This window comes from Pseudomonas sp. MYb118 (assembly GCF_040947875.1).
Classification (GTDB): Bacteria; Pseudomonadota; Gammaproteobacteria; order Pseudomonadales; family Pseudomonadaceae; genus Aquipseudomonas.
Map to the genome: position 1 here is coordinate 331,206 of NZ_JBFRXN010000004.1, position 16,004 is coordinate 347,209.

Annotated in this window: 12 protein-coding genes; 5 read left to right on the forward strand and 7 right to left on the reverse strand. The window is 63.3% G+C overall.

Annotated features, from left to right (window positions below; translation table 11 throughout):
• Nucleotides 1-84 precede the first annotated feature (84 nt).
• From ABVN20_RS27505 to ABVN20_RS27515, 3 genes are read left to right on the forward strand one after another with little or no spacing between them, the layout of a single operon-like run.
• Nucleotides 85-2,916, forward strand: a complete 2,832-nt coding sequence (locus ABVN20_RS27505; RefSeq protein WP_368558944.1) for a PAS domain-containing protein — start codon at nucleotides 85-87, stop codon at nucleotides 2,914-2,916.
• Nucleotides 2,916-3,287: a response regulator transcription factor gene (locus ABVN20_RS27510; RefSeq protein ID WP_368558945.1), complete on the forward strand. Its 372-nt coding sequence runs from the start codon at nucleotides 2,916-2,918 to the stop codon at nucleotides 3,285-3,287. The genes ABVN20_RS27505 and ABVN20_RS27510 overlap by 1 nt, the downstream gene beginning before the upstream one ends.
• A gap of 28 nt (nucleotides 3,288-3,315) precedes the next feature.
• Nucleotides 3,316-3,966, forward strand: coding sequence for a response regulator transcription factor (locus tag ABVN20_RS27515; protein WP_368558946.1), 651 nt, complete (start codon nucleotides 3,316-3,318; stop codon nucleotides 3,964-3,966).
• A 13-nt stretch (nucleotides 3,967-3,979) separates the two neighbouring features.
• Here the strand turns inward: ABVN20_RS27515 and ABVN20_RS27520 are convergent, their stop codons facing one another.
• The 5 genes from ABVN20_RS27520 to ABVN20_RS27540 all read right to left on the reverse strand — a co-directional run bounded on the left by ABVN20_RS27520 (nucleotide 3,980) and on the right by ABVN20_RS27540 (nucleotide 11,306).
• A complete protein-coding gene (locus ABVN20_RS27520) occupies nucleotides 3,980-6,877 on the reverse strand; it encodes a winged helix-turn-helix domain-containing protein (RefSeq protein ID WP_368558947.1) in 2,898 nt (965 codons plus the stop codon).
• Between the two features lie 130 nt (nucleotides 6,878-7,007).
• Nucleotides 7,008-7,424 carry an organic hydroperoxide resistance protein gene (locus ABVN20_RS27525; protein WP_368558948.1) on the reverse strand — a complete coding sequence of 139 codons (417 nt, stop codon included), beginning with the start codon at nucleotides 7,422-7,424 and terminating at the stop codon, nucleotides 7,008-7,010.
• Between the two features lie 42 nt (nucleotides 7,425-7,466).
• Nucleotides 7,467-7,865, reverse strand: coding sequence for a sigma factor (locus ABVN20_RS27530; protein ID WP_368558949.1), 399 nt, complete (start codon nucleotides 7,863-7,865; stop codon nucleotides 7,467-7,469).
• Nucleotides 7,866-8,002: 137 nt separating this feature from the next.
• On the reverse strand, nucleotides 8,003-8,752 hold the full coding sequence (locus ABVN20_RS27535) for a creatininase family protein (protein ID WP_368558950.1): 750 nt from the start codon (nucleotides 8,750-8,752) through the stop codon (nucleotides 8,003-8,005).
• A gap of 946 nt (nucleotides 8,753-9,698) precedes the next feature.
• Nucleotides 9,699-11,306: an ABC-F family ATP-binding cassette domain-containing protein gene (locus ABVN20_RS27540; protein ID WP_368558951.1), complete on the reverse strand. Its 1,608-nt coding sequence runs from the start codon at nucleotides 11,304-11,306 to the stop codon at nucleotides 9,699-9,701.
• 304 nt (nucleotides 11,307-11,610) lie between these two features.
• Here ABVN20_RS27540 and ABVN20_RS27545 point away from each other — a divergent pair, with 304 nt between their 5' ends.
• Entirely contained in the window at nucleotides 11,611-12,177 is a 567-nt protein-coding gene (locus tag ABVN20_RS27545; RefSeq protein ID WP_368558952.1) for a DUF4174 domain-containing protein, read from the forward strand.
• 53 nt (nucleotides 12,178-12,230) lie between these two features.
• Here ABVN20_RS27545 and ampC read toward each other — a convergent pair whose 3' ends face one another.
• Complete coding sequence (ampC, locus tag ABVN20_RS27550; RefSeq protein WP_368558953.1) at nucleotides 12,231-13,397, reverse strand: class C beta-lactamase; 1,167 nt, start codon at nucleotides 13,395-13,397, stop codon at nucleotides 12,231-12,233.
• A 161-nt stretch (nucleotides 13,398-13,558) separates the two neighbouring features.
• Between ampC and ABVN20_RS27555 the strand changes: the two genes are divergently transcribed.
• The gene (locus tag ABVN20_RS27555) at nucleotides 13,559-14,437 is read left to right on the forward strand and encodes a LysR family transcriptional regulator (RefSeq protein ID WP_368558954.1); all 879 of its coding nucleotides are present in this window, start codon (nucleotides 13,559-13,561) and stop codon (nucleotides 14,435-14,437) included.
• Nucleotides 14,438-14,641: 204 nt separating this feature from the next.
• Here ABVN20_RS27555 and gudD read toward each other — a convergent pair whose 3' ends face one another.
• A complete protein-coding gene (gene gudD, locus ABVN20_RS27560; protein ID WP_368558955.1) occupies nucleotides 14,642-15,985 on the reverse strand; it encodes a glucarate dehydratase in 1,344 nt (447 codons plus the stop codon).
• Nucleotides 15,986-16,004 lie beyond the last annotated feature (19 nt).

Below are 16,004 nucleotides of genomic sequence, written 5' to 3' on the forward strand. Positions count from 1 at the left end.
GGCGTGCGACACCAAGGTATGATTGGCTTTGCCCGCCCAGCAGGGGCATCCTCGCCAAACGGCGACCGCACACACAGGATCGGTATGGACAACCAGAGCATCATCGACGTGCTGCCAGGTGTGGCATGGACCGCGCTCGCCGATGGTCGTGTCGACTATGTCAATCAATACTGGTGCCGCTACACCGGCCGTGATCGCGCGGACGCCATGGACGCGGGCTGGCTGTCCTCCGTTCACCCGGATGATTTTGCGCAGGTGTCACAGGGCTGGCAGGCGATCATCGAAAGTGGCGAACCTGGCGATCTGCGCGCACGCCTGCGCCGCGTTGACGGTGCCTACCGCCTCTTTGTCCTGCGCATGAGCCCGGTGGCGGATGCCGCCGGCAACCTGCCAACGTGGTGCGGGATCGGCACCGACATCGACGAGCACTGCCAGCCTGCCCCAGCGGCGCTCGAGCCCGACCTGCGCACGCTGATCGACAGCATTCCTGCCCTGGTTTCGCTGATGGCGCCCAATGGCGAGCTGGAGTACGTGAACAGCCACAATCTGCAATACATGGGCACCACCCTGGAAGAACTTCAGGGCTGGAGCACCAGTAACATCATCCACCCCGAGGACAAACCCAGGATCCTGCAAAGCTGGACGCATTCGGTGACCACTGGAGAGCCGTTTCGTGCAGAACAACGCATCCGCCGTGCCGACGGTGCCTATCATTGGTTCGTCGCCAATGGCATACCGATGCGCGACGACTGCGGGCGCATCACCCGCTGGTGGGTGATCACGGTGGACATCGACGAGCAAAAGCGCGACAAGGCCCTGATCGCGCAGGCACTGGTCGAGATCAGTGCTTCGGAAACGCGGTTTCGCAGCCTGATCAACGCGGTCCCGGGTTTTATCTGGAGCGCTGCGCCCGATGGCTACGTCAGTTTCCTCAACCAGCGTTGGTGCGACTATACCGGCATCGCGCTGCAACAAGCGTGCGGCGATGGTTGGACGGCCTCGGTGCACCCGGACGATCACCACACGCTGGCGGCCTATCGGCGAATACTGGCATCGGAACAGCCCGGAGAATTCGAGGCGCGGTTGCGCCGCTTTGACGGCGTCTTTCGCTGGTTCCTGGTGCGCGCCGTTCCGGAACGCGACGAGTGCGGGCGAGTGGCGCGTTGGTACGGGGAAAATACCGACATCGAAGATCGCAAGCGCGCCGAGATGTTGCTGGAGGGTGAAAAACACCTGCTCGGCCTGATTGCCAGAGGTACGCCGCTCAGGCTCATTCTCGAAGCCCTGTGCAAGCTGCTCGAGGCGAGTATCGACGGCGGTGTGTGCAGCATCGTGCAGATCGACCCCAATGGCTCGTATCGGGTGCCCAAGGCCGTGCCGCGCATAGTGCCGGGTGCCGCGCCGAACCTGCCGCCCGACCTGACCATCGCCGCCGACGGTCGCCCGGTGGATGCAGCTGGCTGTCCGGCCGCCCTTGTCGCGATTCGCAACCAACAGGTGATTTGCCCGGACCTTACCCGCGAGCAACGTTGGCCTCGTTGGTGCGCCAGCGCACTGAGTCATGGCCTGCGGGCCAACTGGTCAACCCCGGTGACCTCCATCAGTGGCAGTGTGACGGGCGTGCTCTCGCTGCTGTTTCGCGAGCCGGGCAAGCCTGACGCCATCCAGCAGAATCTGATTGCGCAGTTCACCCATCTCGCCAGCATCGCCATCGACCGGGCGCGCGGCGAAGCGGCGCTACGCCAGAGTGAGGCGTTCCTGGCCAAGGCACAGCGGCTGAGTTCCACTGGCACATTTTCGTGGCATGCCGGCTCGAACGACATCATCTGGTCTGAGGAAATCTATCGGATTCTCGACCTCGATCCCGGCATCAGGCCCACCTTCGACCTGCTGTACACGCGTATCCATCCGGATGACCTCTCCAGCTACAAGGAGATGATTCGTTGTCAGCGCAAGAAAGGTCGCGACTTCGAACACGAACATCGCCTGCAACTGCCCGACGGGATGATCAAGCATGTACACCTGGTGGCCCATGCGATACCGGATCAGGACGGTGGTCTGGAGTACATCGCCGCCTTGCGGGACGTGACACAGCGGCGCCTTTCCGAGACGGCGCTGGGCGAGGTTCGCTCGGAGCTGGCCCATCTGGCGCGGGTGGCCAGCCTGGGCGCCTTGACCGCTTCCATCGCCCACGAAGTCAATCAGCCACTGGCCGGTATCATCACCAATGCCAGCACCTGCCTGCGCATGCTCGGAGCCAGTCCACCGAACGTCGATGGCGCCCTGGAAACGGCGCGACGCACCATTCGCGACGGCAATCGGGCCGCAGATGTCATCAAGCGTCTGCGGGTATTGTTTTCCAAGGACAGCATCGCCCTGGAAGACGTCGACCTCAACGAGGCCGCGCGCGAGGTGATCGCCCTGCTGCTCGGCGAACTGCAGCGGGGCCGGGTGATTCTCAATCCTGTGTTCGCCGACGCCCTGCCTCTGGTCAAGGGTGATCGCGTGCAGTTGCAGCAGGTCATTCTCAACCTGATCCTCAATTCCAAAGAGGCGATGAGCAGCGTCACCGATCGTTCACGGCACCTGCAGGTCAGCACCGGGCAGCAGGGTCAGCATGTGTATTTCGAAGTCAGGGACAACGGCACTGGTTTTGAGCCGCAAGATGCCGAGCGCCTGTTCAACGCGTTCTTCACCACCAAGCAATCGGGCATGGGCATCGGTTTGTCTGTCAGCCATTCGATTATCGACAGCCATGACGGTCTCCTGTCGGCCCGCATGAACGATATCGGGCCCGGTGCAATCTTTCGTTTTTCTCTTCCATACCCGTCTGGCAATGCCCAGGCGAGCGGTGGGGATGACACCCCCAGGCCGGGCGCGGGAAGCGGCCGCGATCACACCAGAGAGGGTTCTTGATGGACAAGCCTTTACTCATATCGGTGGTTGACGACGATGAGTCCGTGCGTGAAGCGTTACCGGATCTGCTCAGGGAGTTCGGCTTTGCGGTGCAGGCCTTTTCTTCAGCGCAGGCGTTTCTGGCCTCCGATTATCTCGAACAGACGCGCTGCCTGATTCTGGACGTCGCCATGCCGGGCATGTCCGGTCCCGAGTTGCAAAAGCAGCTCGCATCGCAGCATTACGCGATCCCGATCATTTTTATCACGGCACTGAGTGATGCCGGGCAGCGCCCGTTTCTGGTGAATCAGGGGGCGGTGGACTGCCTGCTCAAGCCGTTCAGCGAGGCCGAATTGCTAAAAGCCCTCAGCGCCGCGTTGCCGGTCAGTTGAGGACAATCAATCTTTAAGGAGATGTGTGGTGAACGCCAATAACGAGTCAGCGCCGAAGCCCGTAGACAGCACACCCATCGTGTTCGTGGTCGATGACGATATCTCCGTGCGCGAGTCATTGGAGTTACTGATCGAACAGGCGCAGTGGCGGCCGCAGCTGTTTGAATCGGCGCAGGCATTCCTCGCCCATCCAAGGCCTTTGGTGCCCAGTTGCCTGGTACTCGATATCAACCTGCCGGACCTCAACGGGCTGGATTTGCAGAACGCAATTGCCGGCGAGCGGCCGGACATGCCGATCATATTCATCACCGGTTACGGTGATGTGCCGCGTTCGGTGCGGGCGATGAAGGCCGGGGCCGTGGAGTTCCTGACCAAACCGTTTGACGATGAAGTGTTGCTCATAGCCATCGCCGACGCGCTGCAGGGCAGTCGTGTGGCGCTGAGTCGTGAGGGCGACCTGCGGGTGCTGCGCGACAACCATGCCACTCTGACCCCCCGTGAACAGGAAGTGCTGGACATGGTCGTGGCAGGGCGTATGAACAAGGTCATTGCCTCGGACCTGGGGATCAGCGAGATCACGGTCAAGGCCCACCGTGGCAGGGTCATGCGCAAGATGAAGGCCAGATCGCTGGCCGATCTGGTGAAAAAAGTCGGGCAGCTTTTACCTCAAGCCGATTGAGTCGACCGGCCGCTTAACCTGGAAGGCTCTGCCACAGGCTTTCCAATTGCCGCAGGTCGAGGCTGTCGTAGCCTTCCGTCATCTGCTCGCGACAGGCCGTCAACAGTGCCCTGGCCTCAGCCGGCTTGTGCTGTTCCAGCCACACGCGCGCGAGGTCCATCGAAGCCCGCAGTTCCCATGAACGAGCGCCTTGCTGGCGGCTCAGCGTGAGCGATTCCTGCAGCGTGTCCTGCACGACCCGGTCGGCGCCAGGGTCCAGGGTCTTGAGGATGCTCGCCTTGATTCGCAGCAGTTCGGGCAGCGCGTAGGCGTCGCCGCTGCGACGGCAGTGGTCGATGGTGCGCTCGGCCTGGCACAGCGCTTTTTCAGGCTGGGCGTTGAGCATCAGGCCTTCGATCAACGAGATCTCGAACGAAGTGGTCAGCAGTTCATAACGCATGCCTTGCAGCCGCGCCAGGCTCTCTTCGAGCAGGGCCACGGCATTGCCCGGCTGGCCTGCGCGAATCGCAATCGCCCCTTGCACGCCCAGGGTCGCCGCCACGTAGGGGGCGAGGGCGTTGGCTTCGGCGATGTTGCTGAAGGTGTCCAGGCGCGCCGTGGCCTTGTCCAGGTCGCCGGTCCAGATGTAGATGCACAGTGTCCAGACCAGCGCGATGCAGTAGGTCACCGAATGATCCAGGGCGGCGGCTTCGGCTTCGACCTGCTCGGCCCAGCGCCTGGCCTGGTCAGGAAACCCCAGCAGCCACAGGGTGCGCGCCAGCGCCAGGCCGGTGCGGTTGCGGTGATCGAAGCCATAGTGGACGGTGCTGCTGCGTTGCGATGGCAGGCTGTGGCGCAGGGATTTTTCCAGGGCCTGGCGGGCCAGTTGCTGATTGCCCAGCAGGTGATGGGAAATGCCCGCCAGCGAGGCGGCGACGGCGATGGCTTCGGGCTTGCCGATCAGGTTGCCGACTTCCACGGCTTGCTCGGCCCAGGCCAGCGACGAAGGGAAGTCACCCATACGTTCGGAAAAGATTTGCAGGCGCCCGAGCAGGCGCAGCTGCGACCAGTGATCGCCGAGCGCCTGGGCGATGTCCAGCGCCCGGAGCAAGGCCTTGTGCGCGGCCTCGCTATTGCCGCGGGTGAACATCTGCACCAGCCCGAGGGCAGCTTGCAGTTCCATTTCGGTCGGCGTGCCGAAGTAGCCCAGTTCCAGTAACTCGATGGCCCGGGAGCACCAGGCCCGGCACTCGACCATCAGCGAAAAATGCAGGAACAACGCCGCGCTGGCGGCCGCCAGTGGCAACGCCAGCCCCGGATCGCCCTGGGGGCCGAAGCTCCATTCCAGGGCGCTGCGGATGTTGCCCAACTGGCAGGAGAGCCGCGCGCAGCTCTCGTAGATTTCCCCGGGCGTACTGCCCAGGTGATCGAGCCGCGCGGTGAAGTAGGCGGCATGGCGGAAGGACAGGGCATGGGCCTCGATGTCGCCGCGCGCCGCGAGTTTTTCCCGGGCGTAGGCGCGGGTCATCTCCAGCAGGCGATAGGTGGCCATGGCGTTGCTGTGATCGACGGTGACCAGGCCCTTGGCGGCCAGCTCGTCTAAAGCGGCGGCTGCGCTGATCGAGTCGATCTGCCCGTCGGCGAGAATCTGCGACGCGGCCTCCAGGGAAAACGGCCCGACGAACACCGCCAGGCGATCGAACACCAGGTGTTCCTGAGGGCAGAGCAGGGCGTAGCTCCAGTCCAGCATCGCGCGCAGGGTCTGGTGGCGCGGCAAGGCGGTGCGCCGCCCCGACCAGCCCAGGGAAAAACGCTCGCCGAGCAACGCATGGGTGGCCTGTACGCCATGGCTGGCCACGCGCATGGCCGCCAGTTCGATTGGCAAGGCCATGCCTTCCAGGCGCCGGCACATGTCGGCGATCAACTGCGCATCGCCGACGTCCAGTTGCAAGGCCGCATTGCCTGAAGAGGCGCGTTCGACGAACAGTTTCACGGCCGGGAATGCCAGCAGTTGTTCGACGCTCAGTGTCTGCGTGTCCACAGGAAAACCCAGCGGGCTGAGCCAGTGGATGTGCTCGCCCAGGGCGCGCAGCGGTTCGCGGCTGGTGGTCAGCAGCGCTACGTCGGGGGCGGCTTCGCGGATCTGTTCGACGATGGTCGACACCGCGTCGATCAGGTGCTCGCAGTTGTCGATGATCAACACCAGCCGGCGTGTGCGCAGATGCGCCAGCAGCACGTGCAGTGGGTCTTCGGCCTGCACGGGAATACCCAGCGCCGCCGCCAGTGCCGAGGTCACCAGCGCGGCGTCCTCGACCTGGGCCAGGTCGACGAAGCGCACGCGCTCGGCGTGGCCGGCGCCAAGCCGGTGCCCGACCTCGATTGCCAGGCTGGTCTTGCCGACCCCGCCGGGGCCGACGATGGTGAACAGCCTGGGCTCCAGCGCCCGCTCGACGAGCATTTGCGCATCGTCGTCGCGCCCCACCAGCCGGGCCCTCGGCGGCAGGTTGCCGACGCTGCTCAGCCGTTGCTCGCCCGGCGGCGAGGCGGGAGGCGCGGTGGCAATTGTCAGGTGCTGCTCGGGCTGCAAGCGCTCGATGGGGGCGACGAAGGCATACCCCACGCCCACTTGCGTGGAGATGTAACGTGCACCGTCTTCGCCATCGCCGAGGATCTTGCGCAGGCCGGTCATGTGAAAGCGCAGGCTGCCTTCGGACACCACGATATTGGGCCAGACCAGTTTGATCAGCTCGTGCTTGGACAGCACGCGACCGGGGCGTTCGAGCAGGGCGATCAGCAGGTCCAGGGCGCGGCCGCCAATCTCCACGGCGTTGCCGTTATGGGTGAGCAGGCGCTTGCCCGGCGTGACGCAGAAAGGTCCGAAGGCGAGTTGCAGGCTCAGGGATTCATGCAAATTGTCTGGGACGGACTCCACAGGCAACGCTCTCTGCAAAGGGGGCTGTGTTTTCGCGGCAGGCGAAAGGCGCGCGCAAGTCTGCATCATAGGGGTTTTGACTCAACGTTCAAGTGCTGCGCTGCCTGCGGGAGAGCGTCATGGCGCCCGGTCAGGCGAGGGAAAGGGCCACGTCGATGTTGCGCCGGGTCGCCTTGGAGTAGGGGCAGTTCTGGTGGGCCGCGTCGATCAGTTGCCGGGCGATGTCCGGGGCGATCTCCGGCAGGGATACGGCGAGCCGGGCTTGCAGGAAAAAGCCCTGTTCGCCATGCATCAGGTCGATCTGCGCATCGACTGCGGCATCCGCCGGAAAGCTGATCTTGCGGGCGTTGCAGGCGTGACGCAGGGAACCGAGGAAACACGCCGACCAGCAGACCGCGAACAGTTGCTCGGGGTTGGTGCCCAGGCCCGGCGCACCGGGGGCGGAGAGCTTGAGGTCCAGTCGGCCGTCCTGGCTGCGTCCCGTCCCTTCACGGCCGCCGGTGGTGTGGGTATGGCCGGTGTAGAGGACTTTTTCGACATTGATCATGGAGACTTCCTGGTAGGCGCAGACGACATTCGCAACGGGTCTTCAAATGGCCCGCAGGGCTCGATGGCAGTTCAACAGGGACGTGCTGGCCGCCGGGGCGACGACCTCGGCGCCAGGCTGGCTGCGCAAATGTTCGAGCAGAGTGTCGCGGGCGGTATCGATCAGCCACGCACGAAAGGGGGTGTTCACATCGTAGTCGGCACGGCGTCGATGCAGGGTCATGAACGCCTGTTGCACCAGGGCGTCGACGCTGGCGCGCTCGACCCGGGCGGCCTGCACCTGGCCTTCGAAAAACGCCAGCAACAAGGGAGTGACGGTGGCGATCAGTTGCAATGAGGCGGGTGTGTCGTGTTCCAGGACATCGGCCATCAACGCACACAGTTCTTCGTTGGCGGGGCGGTGGACTCTGTCCAGGCAGCTACCGCGATAACGTTCGGCCATGATCGGATCCCTCTTGAGCCATCGGTTCGACTGGGCATGCCAGCGTGGTCAGGCTCAAGAGTGATGCCGCAGGGCCGGGATCGCCAGTTATGTGCTGTTAGCGCTTGTTAGCGCGGGCACATGGGCGACGCGACGCTCTAGCGCGGGGCTTGTTCGCTGCTGAACAGATCCAGTTCGCGGATCAGGCCCTGCGCGGCCAACATCACCAGCTGGCGGCCTTTTTCCGGCGACGCCTGGGCCGGGTCCGAACCCATCCGGCCGTCGGGATGGCGGGCGCGGAAGTCATGGGCTTCGCGGATCGGGCCCCAGTTGGCGATCTGTGGCGAATAGGGCGCCGACTTGATCGAGTCCGGGTAGGCCCACTGGGTCACGGCGATTTCCGACGGCGTGGCATGGATGCCGTGGCCGGTGGGGAACTGCTGGTTGGCCAGCGCGGTGACGCCTTCCAGGTCCCACCAGTTGCACAGCTTCAATGAGAAGCCTGCCGGACGGCGGGCGAAACTGGCTTCGGCGTAAAGCTCGGAGAACGCCGCCTCGATCGAGGCGATGTTGCCGCCGTGACCGTTGAGGAAAAAGATCTTCTCGAAACCGTGGGCCGCCAGCGAACGCACCCAGTCGCCGATGGCGGCGATGAAAGTCGAGGGGCGCAGAGTGATGGTGCCGGGGAATCCGAGGTGGTGCTGGGCCATGCCGATGTTGAAGGTCGGGGCGATCAGGATATCGGCGGTTTTCTGTGCTTCGTGGGCGATGATCTCCGGGCACATCCAGTCGGTGCCCAGCAGACCGATCGGGCCATGCTGCTCGTTGGAGCCAATAGGAATGACGATGGTGCGCGAGCGCTCGAGAAATTGCTCGATCTCGGACCAGGTAGACATTGGTAATAACATTTCAGCCTCGCTAATCGACGGCTCCTGGCGGAGCGTGGGACATCTCAGGGCGTGACAATGTCGGGTGCAGGTCCCGATTGCCCGCACAGCCATGACAGCACGGGGGATGCATGGAGGACATTACACGATGGTGTCGATTGGGGGGGGATCGTGCCTACAGGCGGCTTGTGCGCTTTTGATTTTCTGTGGGAGCGGGCTTGCTCGCGATGGTCGTCAACGATGACGCTGGCCGTCTGGAAGCCCGCGGTGCCCGGGCTACCATCGCGAGCAAGCTCGCTCCTACAGGTTCTGTGGGAGCGAGCCTGCTCGCGATGGTCGTCAACGATGACGCTGGCTGCCTGAATGCCCGCGGTGCCCGGGCTACCATCGCGAGCAAGCTCGCTCCTACAAGTTCTGTGGGAGCGAGCCTGCTCGCGATGGTCGTTAACGATGACGCGGGTTGTCTGGATGCCCACGGTGCCTGCGCCTCCATCGCGAGCATGCTCGCTCCTACAGGGGAAAGGGTTCTGTGCTTTTGATCTTTAGCTTCTGGCCGAGGACTACCAGGCGCCGCAAATTGCCCCGTCGGAAGGCCGAGTGGAGGTTCTGCGCAGTGGGTAACCCGGCATGGATGCCGGGTTAGCCGCCCTCGGCCAAGGATGGCCGATGGCGGCGGGCCCACGGAGCAGGACCGGAGCGAGGGAACCCGGAGCGTAAGCGAAGGGCCGTACGTCAGGGGCGGGGCGTTTTGGTTACTTTGGCGCGACAAAGTAACCCGCCGTAAAGGCGGAACCTTAGATGGCCGTTACCGCAGAAATGGATATGTACACCGTAAGGCCGCCATCGCGAGCAAGCTCGCTCCTACAGCGCGCCAAAGTCACCCGCCGTAAGGGCGGAACCAAAAGCGGCCGTTACCGCAGCAAAGGATATGTACACCGCAAGGCCGCCATCGCGAGCAAGCTCGCTCCTACAGGATTTGTATTTCCCAGGTGTGGCTGTGCAGGTGCAGGAGGTGGGTGAGCTGCAAGCGCGAAAGGAGGTCTTCGTCGTGGGAGGCGATCACCAAGGCGCCCTGGTATTGGCTCAGCATGGTTTCCAGCGCCCGTAGCGAGGCCAGGTCCAGGTGGTTGCCCGGTTCGTCCAGCAACAGCAACTGCGCCGGTGTGTCGGCATAGAGCACGCAAGCCATGGCAGCCTTGAGGCGCTCGCCGCCACTGAGCGAGCCACTGGGTTGTTGCAGTTTCCCGGCATCCAGGTCCAGGTGGGCCAGGCGCGTACGCAACTCGCCCTCGCTGCTGCGACGGTTCACTTCCCGCAACTGTTCGAGCACCGACTTGTGCGGGTCCAGGCTGCTTGCCTGTTGATCGAGCCAGGCCACCGGCACCTGCACCGAACATTCCCCCGACTGCGGCGGCAATTGCCCCGCCAACACCTTCAACAGTGTTGATTTGCCCACGCCGTTATCGCCCACCACGCCAATGCGCTGCCCGCCGCCAATGCTCAGGTCGATTGCGCCGGCACGTTCAGGCCTGAACGGCAGTCGCAACGCCTGTAGCCTGGCGACCTGACGTCGATGCCCCGATGAATCCCCAGGCGAGTACAAACGAATCAACGATTCCTGCTCGACCTGTTGCGCCGCCTCGCGCACCTGACGGTTCAGCTGCTCGCGAGCGGCGGTTTCCTGGGCCCGTGACTTGCCTAGGCTGTTCTCGCTTTGCTCCTTGCGCCGCCCCAGCAGGATCGGCGCCTGATTGGCCTCGCGCGCACTTCGGTTGCCCTGGGCGCTGCGGCGTTCCTGACGTTCGCGCTGCTGGGCCAGTTCCTGCTCGCCACGCTTGCGTTCGTGCTTGCGCTGCTGCAACAGCCGCGCGGCGTTTTCACGTTCCAGGGCCTTGGCCTGCTGATAAAAATCGTAGTTGCCGCCATAGCTGTGCGGGCCCAGTGACGACAGTTCGACGATCCGCGACATAAGTCGCAACAATTGCCGGTCATGGCTGATCACCAGCAATCCCTTGGGCCACTGATCCAGTTGCGCCATGAACGCCAGGCGGCTGGCGCGATCGAGGTGATTGGTCGGCTCATCGAGGATCAGCCAGTCAGGGTTGGCCACCCAGGCCCCCACCAGCGCCACGCGCATGGCCTGGCCACCACTGAGCTGGCTGGCGGGTTGTTCAAGCGCAAGATGGCCCAGGCCCTGAGCCTGCAACTCGGTCTGCACAAGCCTGCGGATATCCCAGCGATCGGCGACGATGTCGAAATCCGCAGGTTCGACGCTGCCGGCTTCGATGCGTTGCAGTGCTGCCAGCACCGGTTCGACACCCATCAGATCGGCAACACTTCGGGCTGTATCGACCTGTTGTGTCAGGTAGTGCACAGAGCCATCACGCACGCATCGGCCACTGCTTGGCTCAAGCTGCCCGGCCAGTATGCGCGCCAGCAAACTCTTGCCCACACCATTGCGGCCCACCAGGCCGGTGGCCTGCTGGTCGAGTTCGAGGCACAGTTCGGAAAAGACCACCCGGCCATCGGCCAGGGTGAAGGTGACGCTGTCCAGCGTCAGGCAGGTAGAGGTCATGGGTGCTTCTCAATGGATGCCAGCGATCACTTCCCCACGGTGTGGGAAAACATGAAGACGGGACCGTCAAACAGGACGGCGGCATCAATTGCGCATCGGACTAACACCTCGTTGAAAATGGAGCAGCGCGCCGATTATGGAACCGCAAGCGCGATGAGGGCAACCACCCAGGGTCAGCAATCTGTTGCGCAATGACTGCCCTGACCTAAGCTTGGGACATGGCGAAACACAATTGCGGTGCGTCACCCGGAACGAACGCCGCGATGCGCAATCATTAGAGCGTGGATATCAAAAGGAGATGCGCATGCTCATCAGGTCACTGACCCTGACAACCCTGCTGGCCTTTGCCGGCCCCTTGCTCGCCGCTGATGGTGATTCGCCGTTGGATGTCCAGAAGGGCCTGGCCCGACCGCTTGTCATCATCGCCCAAAGCACGGTGGACCCCGTCTGGATCAGCCTGAAAAAATCCCTGGAAGACCCGGCCAACAAGCAGGGAATCGCCGACCGCAACATCAAGGTGTACAGCGTGCTGAACATGTCCGGCCAGCTTGACGGCAAGGACATGGGCCAGCAGGACACCATGGCGCTGATCCGCGCGTTGAAAATGGGAGCAGGGGCGTTGCCCAAGGTGATCCTGATCGGCAAGGACGGCGAGAAAAAATTCGAAAGCTCGGGCGAAGAAGCCAAAGCCACGGACCTGAAGAAAATCTTCGAGACCATCGACGCCATGCCAATGGCCGAAAAAGAAGCGGCCGCCGCCGCAGCACCTCCGCCACCCGCCGCCGAGCCCGCCCCGGCCAAGGGCGCCAAGAATGCCAAGCCGGCCAAACCGGCGAAACCGGCCAAGCCACCAGAGCAGCCGGATGATTGAACCACGGCACTACCGACGGACCCTGCTTGAAACGGGTCCGTCGACCTCTCCAATCAGTGACTCAACTTCTCCAGCACCGCATGGGCAATCCTGATTCGTTCCGAATTCGGATAATTGCGGTTAGCCAACATCACAATCCCTATCTGCTTGGCCGGCACATACGCGACATACGCGCCAAAGCCGCTGGTCGAACCAGTCTTGTTGAACAACGTGGCCTGCTGCGGCGTTTGTGGCGGGTTGAGCCAGCGGACCTCGTTGGCTTCGAGCGTCATGGTCGTCGAGTTGCCCGTCAGCAGGGTGTAGAGCTTGACCGGGTACGGATAGAACTCCCAACCCAGGCCCTGGGTGGTGTCGCCCACCTGGTAGTACCCGGTGTGGGTGAGGGCGATGGCCTGCTGCAAGGGTTTTTCCAGTTGCGCCGGTTGCATGTTCGCCTGGACGTAGCGGATCAGGTCCGCCGCGCTGGTCTTAACCCCATAAGCCTCTGCATCCAGTGCCCCCGGGCCGACTCGTACCGGCTGGTTGTCCTTGTTGTAGCCCTGGGCATAAAGGCTCGATTGTTCCTGTGGCACCTTGAGGAAGGTGTGCTTCAGGCCGAGCTTGGGTAGCAGGGTTTGCTCCATCGCCTGATCGAAGGGGACGCCCAGGCTTTGCGCCGCCAGATAACCGAACAGCCCCAGGCTCGGGTTGGAATACTGGCGATGGCTGCCCGGTGCATACGTCGGTTTCCACTGTTTGAAATAGCCGAGCATCGTGTCCGCCGTGTCGGCTTCGGCGGGGAACTGCAAAGGCAATCCGCCCGCAGAGTAAGTGCCCAGTTGCAGCACACTGATGTTGTCGAAGGCGCTGCCTCGCAAGGCCGGCCAAACCTGGCTGGCTTTGTTGGTCAGGGACAGTTTGCCGCTGGCCTGGGCGTAGGCGGCGAGGGTCGCGGTGAAGGTCTTGCTCACCGAGCCGATCTCGAACAGGGTGCTCTCGGTGACGGGGTTTTCGGTTTCCCTGGAGGCCACGCCGTAGTTAAAGTAATGGACCTGGCCGTTGATGGTGACCGCGACCGCCATGCCGGGGATGCTCTGCTGCTGCATGACTGGGGTTACCACGCTGCTCACGGCGGCTTCGATCTGCGCGTCGCGGGCATTGCCGGCCATGCAGTAGCCTGAACCGATGAGAAGTCCGAAAGCACTGTAGGATAAGGTCTTGCTGAGAGTTGGTCTGTGCATGTTTGCGAGGCGTTCCATCAGGTTCTTATCGAGATTACCTGCTCGCTCCGCGCCGTTTTCGATAGGGCTGCGGATAAGCGTGGCAAAAATCTAGTCACTTTGCCGGCCCACGACAAACGATGTTATTTGGGTCTGGCCATTAGAAAAATTTGGGAGTCCGCATGATTCGCCCGCAACTGCCGCTCAATGCCCTGCGCGCCTTCGAGGCGTCTGCGCGACACTTGAGTTTCACCCGTGCGGCAGTGGAGTTGTGTGTCACCCAGGCGGCGGTCAGTCATCAGGTCAAGAGCCTTGAGGCCCAGCTTAAGGTCACGCTGTTCAAGCGCCTGCCGCGTGGGCTGATGCTGACCAGCGAAGGGGAAGCGCTGTTGCCGGTGGTGCGTGATTCGTTCGACCGCATCGCTGAAAGCCTCGAGCGTTTCCAGGGTGGGCACTTGCGTGAAGTGCTGACGGTGGGGGCGGTGGGGACGTTCGCGGTGGGCTGGCTGTTGCCGCGATTGGCCGGGTTTCAGGCGAAATATCCATTCATAGATTTGCGTCTGTCGACCAATAACAACCGGGTGGATGTCGCTGCCGAAGGCCTGGATTTTGCGATTCGCTTTGGTGCCGGAGCCTGGCACGGCATTGAAGCGGTGCGCCTGATCGAGGCGCCGTTGTCGGTGTTGTGCGTGCCGCAGATTGCCCGGCAGTTGCAGGCACCGGAGGATCTGTTGCAGCAAACCCTGTTGCGCTCCTATCGTACGGACGAATGGTCGCAGTGGTTCCAGGCCACGGGCCTGGCGCCTCACGTCGCGCCACCGCGCAGCATCGTCTTCGACTCATCGCTGGCGATGATGGAGGCGGCGCTGCAAGGGGCGGGCGTGGCGTTGGCGCCGCCGTTGATGTTCGCGCGGCAACTGGCAGCGGGGGCCATCGAGCAACCGTTCGCCATCGGCATCACTACCGGCAGCTACTGGCTGACCCGCTTGCAGTCACGCCCGGAGACGGCGGCGATGGCGGCATTCAAAGGATGGTTGTTGCAAGCGGCGCAATCCAACTGACGCCACAACCCCAAACCTGTAGGAGCGAGCTTGCTCGCGATGGCTTCCGTTCAGTCGACACGTGGTCTAATGACACGCCGCCATCGCGAGCAAGCTCGCTCCTACAGGGTGAAAGCGTTCGTTCAGACGACACGTGGCTGTATGACACACCGCCTCGCGAGCAGGCTCGCTCCCACAGGGAAAGAGGGAAAGGGTCGGGTCCGATCAGCGCACCAGACACGGCTGCTTGTTATCGAACTTCCACCCCGGGATCAGGAACTGCATCGCCACGCTGTCATCCCGTGCGCCCAGCCCCATGCCTTTGTACAGTTCGTGGGCCTTGGCCAGTTGGTCCATGTCCAGTTCGATACCCAGCCCCGGTTTGCGCGGCACTTGCACGCAGCCGCCGACGATTTGCAGCGGGTCGCGCGTCAGGCGCTGGCCGTCCTGCCAGATCCAGTGGGTGTCGATGGCGGTGATGTCGCCCGGAGCCGCGGCGGCGACGTGGGTGAACATCGCCAGGGAAATATCGAAGTGGTTGTTGGAGTGCGAACCCCAGGTCAGGCCCCATTCGTGGCACATCTGCGCCACGCGAACCGAGCCCTGCATGGTCCAGAAGTGCGGGTCGGCCAGCGGAATGTCCACCGATTGCAACGAGATGGCGTGGCCCATTTCCCGCCAGTCGGTGGCGATCATGTTGGTTGCGGTCTTCAGCCCGGTGGCGCGGCGGAATTCGGCCATGACTTCACGGCCCGAGTAGCCGTTTTCCGCGCCGCACGGGTCTTCGGCATAGGCCAGTACCTGGTGCTGGTCGCGGCAAAGGCGAATGGCTTCCTTGAGTGACCAGGCGCCATTCGGGTCGAGGGTGATGCGCGCCTCGGGGAAGCGCTCGGCCAGGGCGGTCACCGCCTCGATTTCCTCATCGCCGCGCAGCACGCCACCCTTGAGCTTGAAGTCCTGGAAGCCGTAGCGCGCATGGGCGGCTTCGGCCAGGCGCACCACTGCGTCGCTGGTCATGGCCTTCTCGTGACGCAGGCGGAACCAGTCATTGTCGGCGTCAGGCTCGCTGCGGTAGGCGAGGTCGGTCTGCTGGCGATCACCGACGTAGAACAGGTAACCGAGCATCTTCACCTCGTCGCGCTGCTGACCTTCGCCGAGCAGTGCGGCAACGGGCACGTCCAGGTGCTGGCCGAGCAGGTCCAGCAACGCCGCTTCCAGGCCGGTGAAGGCGTGGATGGTGATGCGCAGGTCGAAGGTCTGCAGGCCGCGGCCACCGGCATCGCGGTCGGCGAAGGTCTGGCGCACCTGGTTGAGGATCTTCTGGTAGGTGCCGATCGGGCTGCCGACCACCAGCGAGCGGGCATCTTCCAGGGTCTGGCGAATACGTTCGCCGCCCGGCACTTCGCCGACGCCGGTGTGACCGGCGTTGTCCTTGAGGATCACGATGTTGCGGGTGAAAAAGGGCCCGTGGGCGCCGCTCAGGTTGAGCAGCATGCCGTCGTGGCCGGCCACTGGAACCACTTGCATGCTGGTGATGATCGGAGCTTTGGCGGTGTCATGTGCGGTCATGTTCTTGTCCTTATTTAGG

Excerpts from the sequence above, each read along its gene's own strand:
- ABVN20_RS27525 (WP_368558948.1), bottom strand. The coding sequence starts at position 7,424 with ATGATCAATGTCGAAAAAGTCCTCTACACCGGCCATACCCACACCACC.
- ABVN20_RS27535 (WP_368558950.1), bottom strand. The coding sequence starts at position 8,752 with ATGTTATTACCAATGTCTACCTGGTCCGAGATCGAGCAATTTCTCGAG.
- ABVN20_RS27555 (WP_368558954.1), top strand. The coding sequence starts at position 13,559 with ATGATTCGCCCGCAACTGCCGCTCAATGCCCTGCGCGCCTTCGAGGCG.
- ampC (WP_368558953.1), bottom strand. The coding sequence starts at position 13,397 with ATGCACAGACCAACTCTCAGCAAGACCTTATCCTACAGTGCTTTCGGA.
- ABVN20_RS27545 (WP_368558952.1), top strand. The coding sequence starts at position 11,611 with ATGCTCATCAGGTCACTGACCCTGACAACCCTGCTGGCCTTTGCCGGC.
- ABVN20_RS27510 (WP_368558945.1), top strand. The coding sequence starts at position 2,916 with ATGGACAAGCCTTTACTCATATCGGTGGTTGACGACGATGAGTCCGTG.
- gudD (WP_368558955.1), bottom strand. The coding sequence starts at position 15,985 with ATGACCGCACATGACACCGCCAAAGCTCCGATCATCACCAGCATGCAA.
- ABVN20_RS27540 (WP_368558951.1), bottom strand. The coding sequence starts at position 11,306 with ATGACCTCTACCTGCCTGACGCTGGACAGCGTCACCTTCACCCTGGCC.
- ABVN20_RS27505 (WP_368558944.1), top strand. The coding sequence starts at position 85 with ATGGACAACCAGAGCATCATCGACGTGCTGCCAGGTGTGGCATGGACC.
- ABVN20_RS27530 (WP_368558949.1), bottom strand. The coding sequence starts at position 7,865 with ATGGCCGAACGTTATCGCGGTAGCTGCCTGGACAGAGTCCACCGCCCC.